Origin of the sequence: Salmonella sp. NW1250 (genome assembly GCF_051812965.1) — a bacterium.
Taxonomy (GTDB): domain Bacteria; phylum Pseudomonadota; class Gammaproteobacteria; order Enterobacterales; family Enterobacteriaceae; genus Salmonella; species Salmonella enterica.
Genome location: NZ_JAMNDD010000005.1, coordinates 333,110 through 347,208, shown reverse-complemented (window position 1 = coordinate 347,208; position 14,099 = coordinate 333,110). Strand labels below are relative to the sequence as shown.

The window sequence follows — 14,099 nt, the reverse complement described above, 5'->3', positions numbered from 1 at the left end:
GTTGCTAATGTTCGTACATGCGATGGTGAGTACATAAACATTAAAATCATTGAGTACAAAATACTAAAATGACCATCAGCGACACTAAGCTACGCTCCCTCTATGGTAAACCATATTCCGGCCCATCTGAAATTACTGATTCTGATTTAGTACTGTATGGAATTTAGGCCAGGGTCAATCTGGCCGGGATCTCAAAAATGCATGGACTAAAACGGGTCTATTTACAGAGGGACACAACGCTGTGTCCCTTAATTCCATGCGGGTTGAGGCTGGACTACGCCCAGGCCAGTGGCAGGATGGATGACAGAACACTCGGGAAATATTTTCTGGCATGACGTTGCATACTATCCGCCACAACGCTGGTACAGGTAAAGGCGCCATGGAGGCCGTGAAAACGGTCGGACCACTCGGTAAACTGTTCGCTGGATGGGAATATCGCCGGAGACAGCTCCCAGGCTTTCTGCATCAGCGCCTCCGCATAGCCTCTCAGGGCCGGCGGAGAGTCATGCTCAGTGCCGAAAATGGCGCTGGAGGAATAGCGTGCGAATGCGGTACTGAGACAGAACAGGGTTTCCGCCTGCTTCTGTGGGGTGGCGTCCGTCAGGTGATAAGCACTGAGGATGTGCTGGTAGTGTGCCGGGCTGAGTTTGCCTTCAGGAAGCAAGGGGTCAAAAATGGTGGCCAGACGCGACACTGAGGCATCATCAATCAACTTCACGGTGGAATGTTTCTGGTTCGTGGCGGCAATAAACTGCTGGTTCAGCTCCCCGTGCTCTTCAGTGCTGAGGATGATATCAATCAGCTCCCCAAAGCGTCGCTGCGTGGCCTGCTGATTAAATGCGGCGAGAAACACCGGAAAGTCATAACGGAATAACTCTACCGGAGAGATTTGCGCGGTGGAAACGTTCTCTCCGGCTCGCAGCAGGTAAAAGTTGTCCCATGCAGTGTCAGGAGTAGGGTTTAGCATTGTTAACAGCGTGTCAGTGGAGAGCATCATCGCCGTGTCTGAATCCTGGGAGGAAAGCAGCAGGAAATTATCTGCAGCGCGGGTTGTCCAGTCCGGGCTGCCGTCATAATTGCCGAAGAGCCCATTATGGATGTGGGGAGACACCGCCGGGTGAGCAAGATACTGTTCATAAAGCGCTGCAGCTTTCTGGCGGGTGCCATCAGTGCAGTCCACGCCTGTCATACAGTGTAAAATCACCTGATTAAAGAGTCCGCTGTGAGTAGTCATGGCGGCGCTGTTCCTGTCAAACGAATCCAGCAACACAGGCAGTATGCGCTGCTGATAATATGTGTCAGGAGCCGGCAGGGGAACGTCATTATAGGTCTGGCACTGGTGGGCAAAAAAACGTTCCTGAACAGGCCCGAGCCACTCGCTGATAAGCGCACTTTGCGTATAGGGGGGGTGGGCCAGTACGCTTACCAGCGAACTTTCAACTGGCCGGATACATGCCTCTGTTAAGCGGCCACCCCGCAATGACTTCACCAGGTCTTCCATTGCCCGGACTTTTTCCTGACTGTATTTATCGGGCAGGCTGTCAATGGTCATCAGAATACTTTTACCATTATTGTGCTCATGATTTAAAAATCCATCCACAGCGTTCTCACTCCAAAGGAGTGGCATTTGCAGCCAGATATCACCTAGACGAATAAAATTTCCGCCCCCTGACACTGACGGAGGTGATGAATTATCCGGTTCATTTAAAATAACGCCAGAGAGGTTGGCTTTGTGACGTATAAACGTATTTTTTAATGTTGTATTAATAAAAGAGGGCTGTTGTCGTGTAGTAATTGAATACTGTAAAGTCAGTTCATTCATGTCTGAATTACTAAATTTTGTATTACTGCAGACTACATCACTCAGTGTCGAATAAGTGAATCGGCATTCGTCAAAATGTAAATGAGATATATCAGAATAAGTAAATTTTGAATTTGAAAAGTTGAACCCCTTAATAATATCGCCGTCTCGCTTCATGAAGCTGGTGGGCAATATTTTGCTGAATGTAATATTACGGAAATCTGCGTTTGAAAAATCGCGATCTGCGGCCGTAAGGGTTTCTCCGGCTTTCTGTCGTAAAAGTGCATCCGTGAGTTTCTTAGCCCATTCGGCAGGTGATGACGGGGAAGACGTAGCCTGAAGTGAGAGGGAGGGTGATACTGGTGGTGTTCTACCTTCAGAAACAGTGGGCCTGTTATTGGCTGATACAGAGACTCCACCGGGGAGTGGGGCCGCACCTGTCACTCTGTAATTATAATCACATGTTTGATTTGCAATATGCTTACGCATGAATGCTGCATTCATTTTTGAGACATCTTCTGCTGAAATATTTTTCTTACCTGCATTATTTGTATCTTTAATATTTTTAACAGTAATCAATGTTTTGTTTAAGGTGTTTTTATCTTTCGGCTGAAAGAAGTCTTTTATTTTTTGTGGTAACGCGAACTCAATCGATGAGCTCTTTCCTGTTTTAAGTTTTTCATTTAAAGAAGCATGCGTGTTTTTAACACTGGTTATTTTTGAGGCGAACCCGTTTTTCGTATGTTCACGAATAGAGGTAATTAATTTTTTAACCTGGTTAGGAATAGTAGAAAAATTAATTGCGCCTGATGATATCTTCATTAGAATTCCTTATCAACATCATTATGGAAAAACGGTCTGGATTTTTAACGCCTTAAAAGTAAGCTTCATATGTCGGTATGGCGATGGAGATCACAATTCACCATGTTATCTGGCAGGTTTCTTTCAGAAAGTGTCCATCCTGTCATCATGTCACCGTATTGTGGGACGCTGACGTATCTGCGGAAAAATCAAGGCATAAGGGAGCGGGTCGGGTAACGAAGCCCGTGTGCACGCAAAAGTAAACCCGCTTCGATGCTCAACCAGCGTTTTTCACCGGCATTCGGGATATCGTCGGCGGACATTCCGGCGCGTATGAGAAAGAACTGCGTAAAGCGCGTGAAATCGCTTTTCAGGAAATAATCGTTTTCTTTTAAATATTATTACGTGTTATTGGAATTGTATCATTTTTATAATTAACAGCGGGTTGTTTGGTAATTCTGCTGATTATTCAATGACAGTCCATGTGCGTGTTCAGGAAATGTAAAATATTTATAAAATAAAAGGTTTTATCGTGTTGGCGTGTTCATTTTAACAACTATTTCAAATTGTGATTGAAGCCGACATTTCATAATACAAATTAAATATAATATTCAGCTATATCTAATAACAGGAGGTTATATGAGCATTAGTCGTCGTTCTTTTTTGCAGGGGGTGGGCATCGGCTGCTCTGCCTGCGCGCTGGGCGCTTTTCCGCCCGGGGCGCTGGCGCGCAACCCGATTGCCGGCATTAACGGTAAAACCACGCTAACGCCAAGCTTGTGCGAAATGTGTTCCTTTCGTTGCCCTATTCAGGCGCAGGTAGTCAATAACAAGACCGTTTTTATCCAGGGCAATCCTTCTGCGCCGCAGCAGGGGACGCGCATATGCGCCAGGGGCGGGAGCGGCGTCAGCCTGGTCAATGACCCGCAACGGATTGTAAAACCTATGAAACGCACCGGGCCACGCGGTGACGGTGAATGGCAGGTGATTAGCTGGCAGCAGGCTTACCAGGAAATCGCGGCGAAAATGAATGCCATCAAAGCGCAGCATGGCCCCGAGAGCGTGGCTTTCTCTTCCAAATCGGGCTCGCTCTCCAGCCATCTTTTCCATCTGGCTACGGCCTTTGGTTCGCCTAATACCTTTACGCACGCCTCAACATGCCCTGCCGGGAAAGCCATTGCGGCAAAAGTGATGATGGGCGGCGATCTGGCGATGGATATCGCTAACACGCGCTATCTGGTTTCGTTTGGCCACAATTTGTATGAAGGGATTGAAGTTGCCGATACCCATGAGTTAATGACCGCGCAGGAGAAGGGGGCCAAAATGGTGAGCTTCGATCCGCGTCTGTCGATATTTTCCAGCAAGGCGGATGAGTGGCACGCTATTCGTCCCGGGGGGGATTTAGCGGTTCTGCTGGCGATGTGCCACGTCATGATTGATGAACAACTCTACGATGCGTCTTTTGTTGAGCGTTATACCAGCGGATTTGAACAGTTAGCACAGGCGGTAAAAGAGACGACGCCGGAATGGGCCGCCGCGCAGGCCGATGTCCCAGCCGACGTTATTGTCCGGGTGACACGCGAACTGGCCGCCTGCGCGCCTCACGCTATTGTCAGTCCTGGTCATCGCGCGACGTTCTCGCAGGAAGAGATCGATATGCGGCGTATGATTTTTACGCTTAATGTGCTGCTCGGTAATATTGAGCGCGAAGGCGGGCTATATCAGAAAAAAAACGCGTCTGTTTACAATAAACTGGCCGGAGAAAAGGTCGCGCCAACGCTGGCGAAACTCAACATTAAAAATATGCCGAAACCGACGGCGCAACGCATCGATTTGGTCGCACCGCAGTTTAAATATATCGCCGCTGGCGGCGGCGTGGTGCAAAGCATTATTGACGCGGTGTTAACCCAGAAGCCTTACCCGATAAAGGCGTGGATTATGTCGCGGCATAATCCTTTCCAGACCGTCACCTGTCGTTCGGACCTGGTAAAAACCGTTGAGCAACTGGATCTGGTGGTCAGTTGCGATGTCTATTTGAGCGAGAGCGCGGCGTATGCCGACTATCTGCTGCCGGAATGCACTTATCTCGAACGGGACGAAGAGGTATCGGATATGTCGGGACTGCACCCGGCTTACGCTCTGCGCCAACAGGTCGTAGAGCCGATTGGCGAGGCGCGTCCGAGTTGGCAAATCTGGAAAGAACTTGGCGAGCAGTTGGGATTAGGGCAGTACTATCCGTGGCAGGATATGCAGACGCGCCAACTCTATCAGTTGAACGGCGACCATGCCTTAGCGAAGGAACTGCGACAGAAAGGGTATCTCGAATGGGGCGTTCCGCTGCTATTACGCGAACCAGAATCCGTTCGTCAGTTTACGGCGCGTTACCCCGGCGCTATCGCGACGGACAGCGACAACACCTATGGCGAACAGCTTCGCTTCAAATCGCCCTCCGGCAAAATCGAACTTTATTCCGCAACTCTGGAGGAATTGCTCCCAGGCTACGGCGTTCCGCGCGTTCGTGACTTTGCGCTTAAAAAAGAGAATGAGCTTTACTTCATTCAGGGCAAGGTGGCCGTGCATACCAATGGCGCGACGCAGTACGTACCTTTACTCAGCGAGCTAATGTGGGATAACGCGGTCTGGGTCCATCCGCAAACGGCGCAAGAAAAAGGCATTAAGACCGGCGATGAGATCTGGCTGGAAAATGCCACGGGTAAAGAGAAAGGTAAGGCGCTGGTGACGCCCGGTATCCGCCCGGACACGCTTTTTGTCTATATGGGATTTGGCGCTAAAGCTGGGGCCAAAACGGCGGCGACGACACACGGTATCCACTGCGGAAATTTACTGCCGCACGTGACGAGTCCGGTATCCGGTACGGTAGTGCATACCGCAGGCGTGACGCTGAGCCGGGCATGAGGGAGGAGGGAACCATGAATCATTTAACGAATCAGTACGTCATGCTGCATGATGAAAAACGTTGTATCGGCTGCCAGGCGTGTACCGTTGCCTGCAAAGTGCTTAATGACGTACCGGAGGGATTTAGCCGCGTACAGGTACAAATTCGCGCCCCTGAACAGGCATCCAACGCACTAACCCATTTTCAATTTGTCCGCGTCTCCTGTCAGCACTGTGAAAATGCGCCATGTGTCAGCGTTTGTCCTACCGGAGCGTCATATCGTGATGAAAACGGGATCGTGCAGGTGGATAAATCGCGCTGTATTGGCTGCGATTATTGTGTTGCCGCGTGTCCTTTCCATGTGCGCTATTTGAATCCGCAAACCGGTGTCGCCGACAAGTGTAACTTCTGTGCCGACACGCGGTTGGCGGCTGGCCAGTCTCCGGCGTGCGTATCCGTTTGCCCAACGGACGCGCTGAAATTCGGCAGACTGGATGAGAGCGAGATCCAGCGCTGGGTCGGTCAGAAAGAGGTCTATCGCCAGCAGGAGGCGCGTAGCGGCGCGGTCAGTCTGTACCGTCGTAAAGAAGTCCATCAGGAGGGTAAAGCATGAATACTATCTGGGGAGCGGAACTACATTATGCGCCAGATTATTGGCCGCTGTGGTTAATTTACGCAGGCGTCGTGGTGCTGCTCATGCTTGTTGGGCTGGTTATCCATGCGTTATTGCGCCGGATGCTGGCGCCAAAAACGGCGGGCGGCGAAGAGCATCGTGACTATCTCTACTCGCTGGCGATTCGCCGTTGGCATTGGGGAAATGCGTTACTGTTTGTTTTATTACTGTTAAGCGGTTTATTTGGTCATTTTTCTCTCGGCCCTGTAGCGCTAATGGTACAAGTGCATACCTGGTGTGGTTTTGCCTTACTGGCTTTCTGGGTCGGGTTTGTGCTGATCAACCTCACCACAGGTAACGGGCGTCACTATCGGGTAAATTTTTCCGGACTGGTGACGCGCTGCATACGCCAGACGCGTTTTTACCTTTTTGGCATCATGAAAGGGGAAGCGCATCCGTTCGCGGCAACAGAGCAGAATAAGTTCAATCCACTGCAACAACTGGCATATCTGGCGATTATGTACGCGCTGGTACCGCTGTTAATCATCACCGGTTTGCTGTGTCTCTATCCGCAGGTTGCGGGTCTGGGCCCTGTGATGCTGGTGCTGCATATGGCGCTTGCTATCATCGGCTTACTGTTTATTTGCGCGCATCTCTATCTGTGTACTCTTGGCGACACGCCGGGACAAATTTTCCGTAGCATGGTTGACGGCTATCATCGTCATCGTACCGCGCCGCGCGGGGATAAGTCCGCCGTCTGAGCGTATCCATAAAATAAAGTCAGCAAGAAAATGTGCCTTGTGTCACATTTTCTTGCAATTTATCCATGTTTGTTTAACTGAACTTCCGTAAAAAGAACGGCAAATTGAGACCATCCTGAGGACATGCTGTTGAAACGCCGTTTGTTTATTGCCGCTTCTTTATTCGCGATGCACCTTTCTCCTGCGCTTGCGGCCGATGCCGTAAGTTTTGCTCCCCAACCGCCAGCCATTGATGCAGGCGCCTGGGTGTTGATGGATTACACTACGGGACAGGTTCTTACCGCCGGTAATGAACACCAGCAACGTAATCCCGCCAGCCTTACCAAGCTAATGACGGGCTACGTCGTCGATCGCGCCATCGATAGTCATCGTATCAGCCCTGACGATATCGTCACCGTTGGGCGCGACGCCTGGGCGAAGGATAATCCGGTGTTTGTCGGCTCCTCGTTGATGTTTTTAAAAGAAGGGGATCGCGTGTCGGTGCGTGATTTAAGCCGTGGCTTAATTGTGGATTCCGGTAACGATGCCTGTGTGGCGCTGGCGGATTATATCGCGGGCGGGCAGCCGCAGTTTGTGGCGATGATGAACAGCTATGTGAAAAAACTCAATTTGCAGGATACCCATTTTGAAACCGTCCACGGTCTGGATGCGCCGGGACAACATAGCTCCGCGTATGATCTGGCCGTACTCTCCCGGGCGATTATTCACGGTGAACCTGAATTTTATCACATGTACAGCGAGAAAAGCCTGACCTGGAACGGCATCACGCAGCAGAACCGTAACGGCTTGTTATGGGATAAGACCATGCATATCGATGGGCTTAAAACCGGACACACATCGGGGGCGGGATTTAATCTTATCGCATCGGCGGTGGACGGGCAGCGTCGACTTATCGCCGTCGTGATGGGAGCGAAAAGTTCGAAAGGTCGTGAGGAACAGGCGCGAAAACTGTTGCAGTGGGGCCAGCAAAACTTTGCGACGGTGCAGATTTTGCACAGCGGTAAAAAAGTGGGCAGCGAGCGAATCTGGTATGGAGACAAAGAAAAGATTGCGCTGGGTACGGAACAGGATTTCTGGATGGCGCTGCCCAAAGCGGAAATTCCGCATATCAAAGCAAAATATGTGCTGGATAGAAAAGAGCTGGAGGCGCCAATCGCCGCTCATCAACAGGTAGGTGAAATAGAGCTCTACGATCGGGATAAACTGATCGCTCAGTGGCCGCTGGTCACTCTGGAATCGGTGGGTAAAGGCGGTATGTTCTCTCGTCTGAGCGACTATTTTCAGCATAAAGCGTAAGCCGTTGTCACACACCGTTCACCGTCATCTGAGGTGTCAAAAGGGCGGGATTGCGAGGTTGCTCACAAAATGATCACGCTGTCCTTGTGACCGTAAAAGGCTGTAATTATACTGTACATTCATACAGTATAGTAAAGTGACGGAGGCAGCATGGATTACGAAATCAGGCAGGAACAAAAACGCAAGATAGCCGGTTTCCACATGGTCGGTCCATGGGAACACACCGTGAAGCAGGGTTTTGAACAACTGATGACGTGGGTGGATCGACAGCGGATCGTGCCAGTTGAATGGATTGCCGTCTATTACGACAATCCAGATGTCGTACCTGCGGAAAAACTCCGCTGCGATACCGTGGTGTCCGTGGCAGAGAATTTCATCCTGCCGGACAATAGCGAAGGCGTAATCGTGACCGCCATTGAAGGCGGCGAATATGCCACTGCTGTCGCGCGTGTGGAAGACCGTGACTTTGCGAAGCCGTGGGAACGGTTTTTTGACGTCCTCGAGCAGGATAGCGCTTATCAGATAGCCTCTGCGCCCTGTTTTGAAACCTATCTGAATAACGGCATGGAAGATGGATACTGGGATATTGAAATGTATATTCCGGTACAGCGGAAGTGATCGACTGGTTTCCTGGCTGAAAAGAGCGGACGGATAATGTGTTCCGTCCGCCAGTGCGCTATTTTTGCTATAAAGCAGGTACAATGCATTTTTTGCCATTCCCGTAAGGAGCGCAAGCGTGCGTGCCGATAAGTCATTAAGCCCTTTTGAAATACGGTTGTACCGTCATTATCGCATCGTGCATGGCATACGTATCGCCCTGGCGTTCATTCTTACCTTTCTGTTGGTTCGTCTGTTTTCTATTCCCGAGGGCACATGGCCGCTCATCACGTTAGTGGTGATTATGGGGCCCATCTCATTCTGGGGAAATGTAGTGCCTCGTGCTTTTGAGCGCATAGGCGGTACGATTCTGGGCGCGGCGTTAGGGCTGGTGGCGCTACGCCTGGAGCTCTTTTCCTTACCGCTGATGCTGGTGTGGTGTGCGATAGCGATGTTTTTGTGCGGCTGGCTGGCCTTAGGGAAAAAACCGTATCAGGCGCTACTGATAGGCATAACGCTCGCCGTTGTTGTCGGCGCTCCCGCTGGTGATATGGATACGGCATTATGGCGTGGCGGGGATGTGATTTTGGGGTCGCTACTGGCGATGTTGTTTACCGGCATCTGGCCACAGCGCGCCTTTTTGCACTGGCGCATCCAACTGGCGCATTGCGTCACGGCGTATAATCGGGTGTATCAGGCAGCGCTGTCGCCGAATTTGCTGGAGCGCCCCCGGTTGGATAAACATTTGCAACGGTTGCTGAACGATGTCGTCAAAATGCGCGGGCTGATAACGCCTGCCAGTAAAGAAACCCGGATACAAAAATCTATTTTCGAGGCCATTCAGACCATCAACCGCAATCTGGTTTGTATGCTTGAATTACAAATCAATGCCCACTGGGCGACGCGCGCCAGCCATTTTGTGATGCTTAACGCGCACACATTGCGTGAAACCCAGCAGATGACGCAGCAAACCTTGCTAACGATCGCCCACGCGTTGTTTGAAGGCAACCCGCAGCCGGTACTGGCAAATACCGGTAAACTGAATGATATTGCTGCCGAGTTGCGACAGCTAATGAACGAGCAGCAGGGCGACGCGGTGGCTGAAACCCCCATCCACGGCTATGTTTGGCTAAGTATGGAAACGGCCCGACAGTTGGAACTGCTTTCACACTTGAGCTGCCGGGCTTTGCGCAAATAAAAAGCAGATGGGGCGAATGAATTTGTTGCTGCTTCGATTCAGCAAAGATTAAGAGTATGATACTAATATAAGGATAAAATGAGTGCTACTGGCAACGATTTTATCCCCGAACCTTCAGGTTTCCCCAGACGGCGACGTAACGGTGTTTCCTCTGGCGGCTTGAAGTATGACGGGGATAAACGTAATGTTTATCCACTAGCAGTTGCTTAACGAATCCGAATCTCACATTATCAGGGGTGTAAAAATGGAAACAACCAAGCCTTCTTTCCAGGACGTGCTGGAGTTTGTTCGTCTGTTCCGTCGCAAAAATAAACTGCAGCGTGAAATTCAGGACATTGAGAAGAAGATCCGTGACAACCAGAAGCGTGTGCTGCTGCTGGACAACCTGAGCGACTACATCAAGCCAGGTATGAGCGTTGAGGCGATTCAGGGTATCATCGCCAGTATGAAAAGCGACTATGAAGATCGCGTTGATGACTACATCATTAAAAATGCCGAAATCTCCAAAGAGCGTCGCGACATTTCCAAAAAGCTGAAAGCGATGGGCGAAATGAAACACGCCGATGTAAAAGCCGAATAATGCGCTACGGCAGTGGGAGCGTATATCAGGCTCTCACTGCAGTTTGACCCCGCCTGTGACCATCTTGAGTAAATGTTGTTTTGGCCAGTGTCGGGTAAGTTTTTTCTCTGCCAGCTTACCTTTCAGGCGCGCAATGTCATGACGTTTCCGGTCCAGCATCAGACCCACCACGCTACCGCTATGTGCCACGTTCAATCCGTATAAATCACACTCTTCGACCAGCGACAGCAGGGCGGTAAATCCTGGCTTAGGTAACAGCGTCTGGCTGGCGATAGCGCTAAGCGTAGCCGCCTCACCCAGTCGGAGCGGATTTTGCGTTATACAGGCTTCCTGCACCAGATTCCAGGCCTGCTGTAAGGTTGCTGAACTTGCTATTAATTTCTGCTGGCGAGGGAGACGGTGGTAATCTTGCGTGCGCAGTGTGACCGGACTTTCCAGTACCAGCAAATCGATTGGCGGCGGTGGCTCGCAGGCGATTTGCGTGGCCGCATTATTATGATCAAACAGCGTTAACTGATGAAAAACGGTGCTATCGGTGGGTTCGAGTGAGACGCAAAGCTGTGCAAGGGTGGTTTCATCCAGCGAATGGCCAAGATGATGCGCCGTTGCCACTGCCGTAGCGGCAATATCTGCGGTGCTGCTGGCCATGCCTTTGGCAACGGGAATTGACGAACGCACATCGACGCGAATCTCGTTACTCCAGTGCGCAGGATACTGCCAGTGCGCCAGAACGCGCTCCACCATCGCCCGCGACAATGGACGCTCGTTTACCAACGGCGGCGCAGCCGTGACTGCTACGGTGCTGTACCAGTCAACGGGGCAGGAGACCAGTTTCTCACTGCCCAGAATCCATCCCTGGATAAGTTCTCCGCATGAGGCGGGGCATTGCGCAACAGCCACGTTATCACCTTTCAGGTACGAATAGTGTGCGCGCATAGTGTCATGGTAAAAGCGTTATTACCATGACTTGCCGCAATGCGTCGTATAACCCTCTCAGGCTGGTACACAAAGCCCTTCCGTGGCCGGTAGCGCAATGCGCATAACGTCTTGTGCGATCATTAACTCTTCGTTGGTGTTGATGACGGCGACTTTCACCAGGGCGTTCTCCGTCTGGATAAATGTCGCATTACGCTGATTTTTCTCTTCATCAACGGCTAAGCCCAAAAATTGCAAATTATGGCAAACCGCCGATCTGGCGCGCGCTGAGTTCTCGCCAATGCCCCCAGTGAATACCAGCGCATCCAGTCCTCCCATTTGCATAATATAGCTGCCAATGGTGGCGCGAATGCGTTCGGCAAACAGAGTGAGAGCGAGTTTAGCCTGCCGGTTACCGGTATTGGCTGCCTGTTCGACATCGCGGTAATCAGACGACACGCCAGAAACGCCCAGCAAGCCTGACTCATTATTTAATAACTGATTCAACTGTTGCGGCGTTTTGCTTTCGCGCTGGGCTATCCACGGCAGAATAGAGGGATCAATATCTCCGCTACGGGTGCCCATCATCACGCCTGACTGCGGCGTAAAGCCCATCGACGTATTGACCGAACGCCCGTTCTTGATGGCGCAGATGCTGCTACCGTTTCCAAGATGACAACAAATCACCCGTAATGCGCTGAGTGGTACGCCCAGCTTTTCCGCCAGAACGCCGCTGACATACTTATGGCTGGTGCCATGAAAGCCATAACGGCGAATCCCCAGTTCAGCATAATAATGCCAGGGAAGCGGGTAAATATAGGCGGGTTCATCCAGCGTCTGGTGAAATGCCGTATCAAACACGGCTACGGAAGGGGCATCAGGCAACAGTTGACGAAAAACGTGAATACCCAACGCGTTTACCGGGTTGTGAAGCGGGGCCAGTTCAGCAAGACGTTCGATTTGCGCTAACGTTTCATCCGTGACCAGCGTCGAGTCTTTAAAAAACTCACCGCCGTGCGCCACACGATGGCCCACCCCATCAATGTCCCGCAGACTGTTAATGATTTGATAACCCAGCAGCTTTTCCAGAAGCAGCGTTACCGCATCGCGATGATCGGCAACGGGGACGGTTTCCTGCCATTTTTGGCTGTGCGTCTTAATTGTCACCTGCGCATCCGCCATACCGATACGTTCAATCAGCCCCTGACAGAGCATGTCGCCCTGCGGCATCTCCAGCAGCTGGAATTTTAACGATGAGCTGCCGGCGTTAATGGCCATTATTTTGTAAGACATAAAGGTTCCTTCGAATTCAGAAAATCCAGCACGGCGTCGAGACCCGAATTATTCAACGCGCTGGTAATAAAAATCTGCCGGGCGCCAGCCTGCGTAAGCCATTCCGCAACCAGCGAAATACGCTGCGGGTCGGCGAGATCGGCCTTGGTGACCAGGCCAATCGTCGGGCGGTTCATCGGGGCGGTAAACCCCGGAGAAAAGGGCGACCACTGGGCGTCGGCATTCAGCACCAGGGCGATAACGTCGGCCTCGCAGGCGCTGGTTAGCAGGGCGCTGTACAGGCAGCGGTTCTCCAGGTATTCGCCCGGCGTGTCGATGGCCATCGGCGACCATTCAATGGCCTGGGTTTTCTTATAATGGAGCGCTTCGCCGCGCAGGCTTTGGGTCAGAGAGGTCTTTCCGCACTGGCTGGGGCCGATAAACATCAAACGCTTCATGACGTTACGTCCGGGTGATCGAACAGGTGGTGAACTGCATCATTTCGCCCAGCGTGCGCGTTACCTGCTTGAGGGCATATTCCACAGCAGAAACGTCGCCGGTCAGCACCACGGCACCGGTAAAGCGGTCAAGAAAACCGATTTCCACCGCGCCGGATTTGGTGGCGATATCGCAGGCGATAATCGATGCTTCGCTCGGCGTGATGGTAAGGATGCCAATGGCGGAGACCGCATCCGGCAGGCCCAGCTTCTTAAAGAGATCTTTACCTGGATTAGCAATCAGGTGCGCGAGAGTGACCTGTTTCCCCGGCACGTATTCCTGAATCATGCGATCCGTTGTCGGTTGTCTTTCCATTATCCCTCCACCATCTGTCGCCACATGGCTTCATGCGGGCGCGGGATCACCGAGCGGTAAACCAGCAGCCCTTTTTCCCCCGCGCTTTCGCTGGCAACCGTCACGGCGTTGTTGACGTCAGAAACGTCGCCCGCCACCACCATGTAGCATTTACCGCCGATGCCGAAGGCCATATGCACCCGCACCAGGGTGACGTTTGAGCCTTTCACCGCCCGGTCTGCGGCGCTAATGCAGGCCGCCACGCTCCAGGTTTCGACGATACCTACCGCCTGGCGCTTATCGACGCTGTTCAGGCCGCTGATGGCCGGAAGTACGCTGGGATGAATATTTGCCAGCACCAGGCTGTCGACGAGCATCTCGCCGGCCTGCGACGTACCGGTTTCAATGACCTGCTGGATAGCGCCGATATCGCCGCCCAGCATCAGTAAAAACTTACCTGGGCAGATGGTCTTACTGACCAGCAGATTAACGTTGGCGCTTTTCAGCATGGCATCACCAAGCTCCATGCCTTTGGCGATGCTGGTGAGTTCTAAAATTCCTATAGCCTGAGACATGG

At 51.7% G+C, this 14,099-nt stretch carries 13 protein-coding genes and 2 pseudogenes; 9 read left to right on the top strand and 6 right to left on the bottom strand.

Annotated features, from left to right (window positions below):
* Positions 1-68: 68 nt before the first annotated feature.
* Positions 69-146: pseudogene (locus tag NBA72_RS11780) on the top strand (hypothetical protein); the annotation flags it as partial.
* A gap of 128 nt (positions 147-274) precedes the next feature.
* Here the strand turns inward: NBA72_RS11780 and sopA are convergent.
* A complete protein-coding gene (gene sopA, locus NBA72_RS11775) occupies positions 275-2,623 on the bottom strand; it encodes an SPI-1 type III secretion system effector HECT-type E3 ubiquitin transferase SopA (RefSeq protein WP_020898963.1) in 2,349 nt (782 codons plus the stop codon).
* A 266-nt stretch (positions 2,624-2,889) separates the two neighbouring features.
* On the opposite strand from sopA, the pseudogene NBA72_RS11770 reads away from it, so the two are divergent.
* The 8 genes and pseudogenes from NBA72_RS11770 to NBA72_RS11735 all read left to right on the top strand — a co-directional run.
* Positions 2,890-2,982, top strand: a pseudogene (locus NBA72_RS11770) (heavy metal-binding domain-containing protein); the annotation flags it as partial.
* A gap of 259 nt (positions 2,983-3,241) precedes the next feature.
* On the top strand, positions 3,242-5,518 hold the full coding sequence (gene phsA / locus NBA72_RS11765) for a thiosulfate reductase PhsA (protein ID WP_001523462.1): 2,277 nt from the start codon (positions 3,242-3,244) through the stop codon (positions 5,516-5,518).
* Between the two features lie 14 nt (positions 5,519-5,532).
* Complete coding sequence (gene phsB / locus NBA72_RS11760; protein ID WP_001016236.1) at positions 5,533-6,111, top strand: thiosulfate reductase electron transport protein PhsB; 579 nt, start codon at positions 5,533-5,535, stop codon at positions 6,109-6,111.
* Positions 6,108-6,872: a thiosulfate reductase cytochrome B subunit gene (gene phsC / locus NBA72_RS11755; RefSeq protein WP_001092553.1), complete on the top strand. Its 765-nt coding sequence runs from the start codon at positions 6,108-6,110 to the stop codon at positions 6,870-6,872. The genes phsB and phsC overlap by 4 nt, the downstream gene beginning before the upstream one ends.
* 123 nt (positions 6,873-6,995) lie before the next feature.
* Positions 6,996-8,168: a serine-type D-Ala-D-Ala carboxypeptidase DacD gene (gene dacD, locus NBA72_RS11750; protein WP_000925042.1), complete on the top strand. Its 1,173-nt coding sequence runs from the start codon at positions 6,996-6,998 to the stop codon at positions 8,166-8,168.
* 150 nt (positions 8,169-8,318) lie between these two features.
* Complete coding sequence (gene sbmC, locus NBA72_RS11745; RefSeq protein ID WP_000384326.1) at positions 8,319-8,786, top strand: DNA gyrase inhibitor SbmC; 468 nt, start codon at positions 8,319-8,321, stop codon at positions 8,784-8,786.
* 118 nt (positions 8,787-8,904) lie between these two features.
* A complete protein-coding gene (locus tag NBA72_RS11740; protein ID WP_042949041.1) occupies positions 8,905-9,963 on the top strand; it encodes an FUSC family protein in 1,059 nt (352 codons plus the stop codon).
* 244 nt (positions 9,964-10,207) lie between these two features.
* The gene (locus tag NBA72_RS11735; RefSeq protein ID WP_000450405.1) at positions 10,208-10,543 is read left to right on the top strand and encodes a DUF496 family protein; all 336 of its coding nucleotides are present in this window, start codon (positions 10,208-10,210) and stop codon (positions 10,541-10,543) included.
* Between the two features lie 33 nt (positions 10,544-10,576).
* Here the strand turns inward: NBA72_RS11735 and pduX are convergent, their stop codons facing one another.
* The 5 genes from pduX to pduT all read right to left on the bottom strand — a co-directional run bounded on the left by pduX (position 10,577) and on the right by pduT (position 14,097).
* The gene (pduX, locus tag NBA72_RS11730; RefSeq protein ID WP_031618913.1) at positions 10,577-11,443 is read right to left on the bottom strand and encodes an L-threonine kinase PduX; all 867 of its coding nucleotides are present in this window, start codon (positions 11,441-11,443) and stop codon (positions 10,577-10,579) included.
* Positions 11,444-11,536: 93 nt separating this feature from the next.
* Positions 11,537-12,751: a propanediol utilization propionate kinase PduW gene (pduW, locus tag NBA72_RS11725; RefSeq protein WP_000120647.1), complete on the bottom strand. Its 1,215-nt coding sequence runs from the start codon at positions 12,749-12,751 to the stop codon at positions 11,537-11,539.
* A complete protein-coding gene (gene pduV / locus NBA72_RS11720; RefSeq protein ID WP_000826272.1) occupies positions 12,736-13,188 on the bottom strand; it encodes a propanediol utilization protein PduV in 453 nt (150 codons plus the stop codon). The genes pduW and pduV overlap by 16 nt, the downstream gene beginning before the upstream one ends.
* A gap of 4 nt (positions 13,189-13,192) precedes the next feature.
* On the bottom strand, positions 13,193-13,543 hold the full coding sequence (gene pduU, locus NBA72_RS11715) for a propanediol utilization microcompartment protein PduU (protein WP_000441100.1): 351 nt from the start codon (positions 13,541-13,543) through the stop codon (positions 13,193-13,195).
* Complete coding sequence (pduT, locus tag NBA72_RS11710) at positions 13,543-14,097, bottom strand: propanediol utilization microcompartment protein PduT (RefSeq protein WP_042949042.1); 555 nt, start codon at positions 14,095-14,097, stop codon at positions 13,543-13,545. Before pduT ends, pduU begins: the two co-directional genes overlap by 1 nt.
* Positions 14,098-14,099: the final 2 nt, after the last annotated feature.

Coding starts and splice junctions, on each gene's coding strand:
- sopA (WP_020898963.1), bottom strand. CDS start 2,623: ATGAAGATATCATCAGGCGCAATTAATTTTTCTACTATTCCTAACCAG.
- phsA (WP_001523462.1), top strand. CDS start 3,242: ATGAGCATTAGTCGTCGTTCTTTTTTGCAGGGGGTGGGCATCGGCTGC.
- phsB (WP_001016236.1), top strand. CDS start 5,533: ATGAATCATTTAACGAATCAGTACGTCATGCTGCATGATGAAAAACGT.
- phsC (WP_001092553.1), top strand. CDS start 6,108: ATGAATACTATCTGGGGAGCGGAACTACATTATGCGCCAGATTATTGG.
- dacD (WP_000925042.1), top strand. CDS start 6,996: ATGCTGTTGAAACGCCGTTTGTTTATTGCCGCTTCTTTATTCGCGATG.
- sbmC (WP_000384326.1), top strand. CDS start 8,319: ATGGATTACGAAATCAGGCAGGAACAAAAACGCAAGATAGCCGGTTTC.
- NBA72_RS11735 (WP_000450405.1), top strand. CDS start 10,208: ATGGAAACAACCAAGCCTTCTTTCCAGGACGTGCTGGAGTTTGTTCGT.
- pduW (WP_000120647.1), bottom strand. CDS start 12,751: ATGTCTTACAAAATAATGGCCATTAACGCCGGCAGCTCATCGTTAAAA.
- pduV (WP_000826272.1), bottom strand. CDS start 13,188: ATGAAGCGTTTGATGTTTATCGGCCCCAGCCAGTGCGGAAAGACCTCT.
- pduU (WP_000441100.1), bottom strand. CDS start 13,543: ATGGAAAGACAACCGACAACGGATCGCATGATTCAGGAATACGTGCCG.
- pduT (WP_042949042.1), bottom strand. CDS start 14,097: ATGTCTCAGGCTATAGGAATTTTAGAACTCACCAGCATCGCCAAAGGC.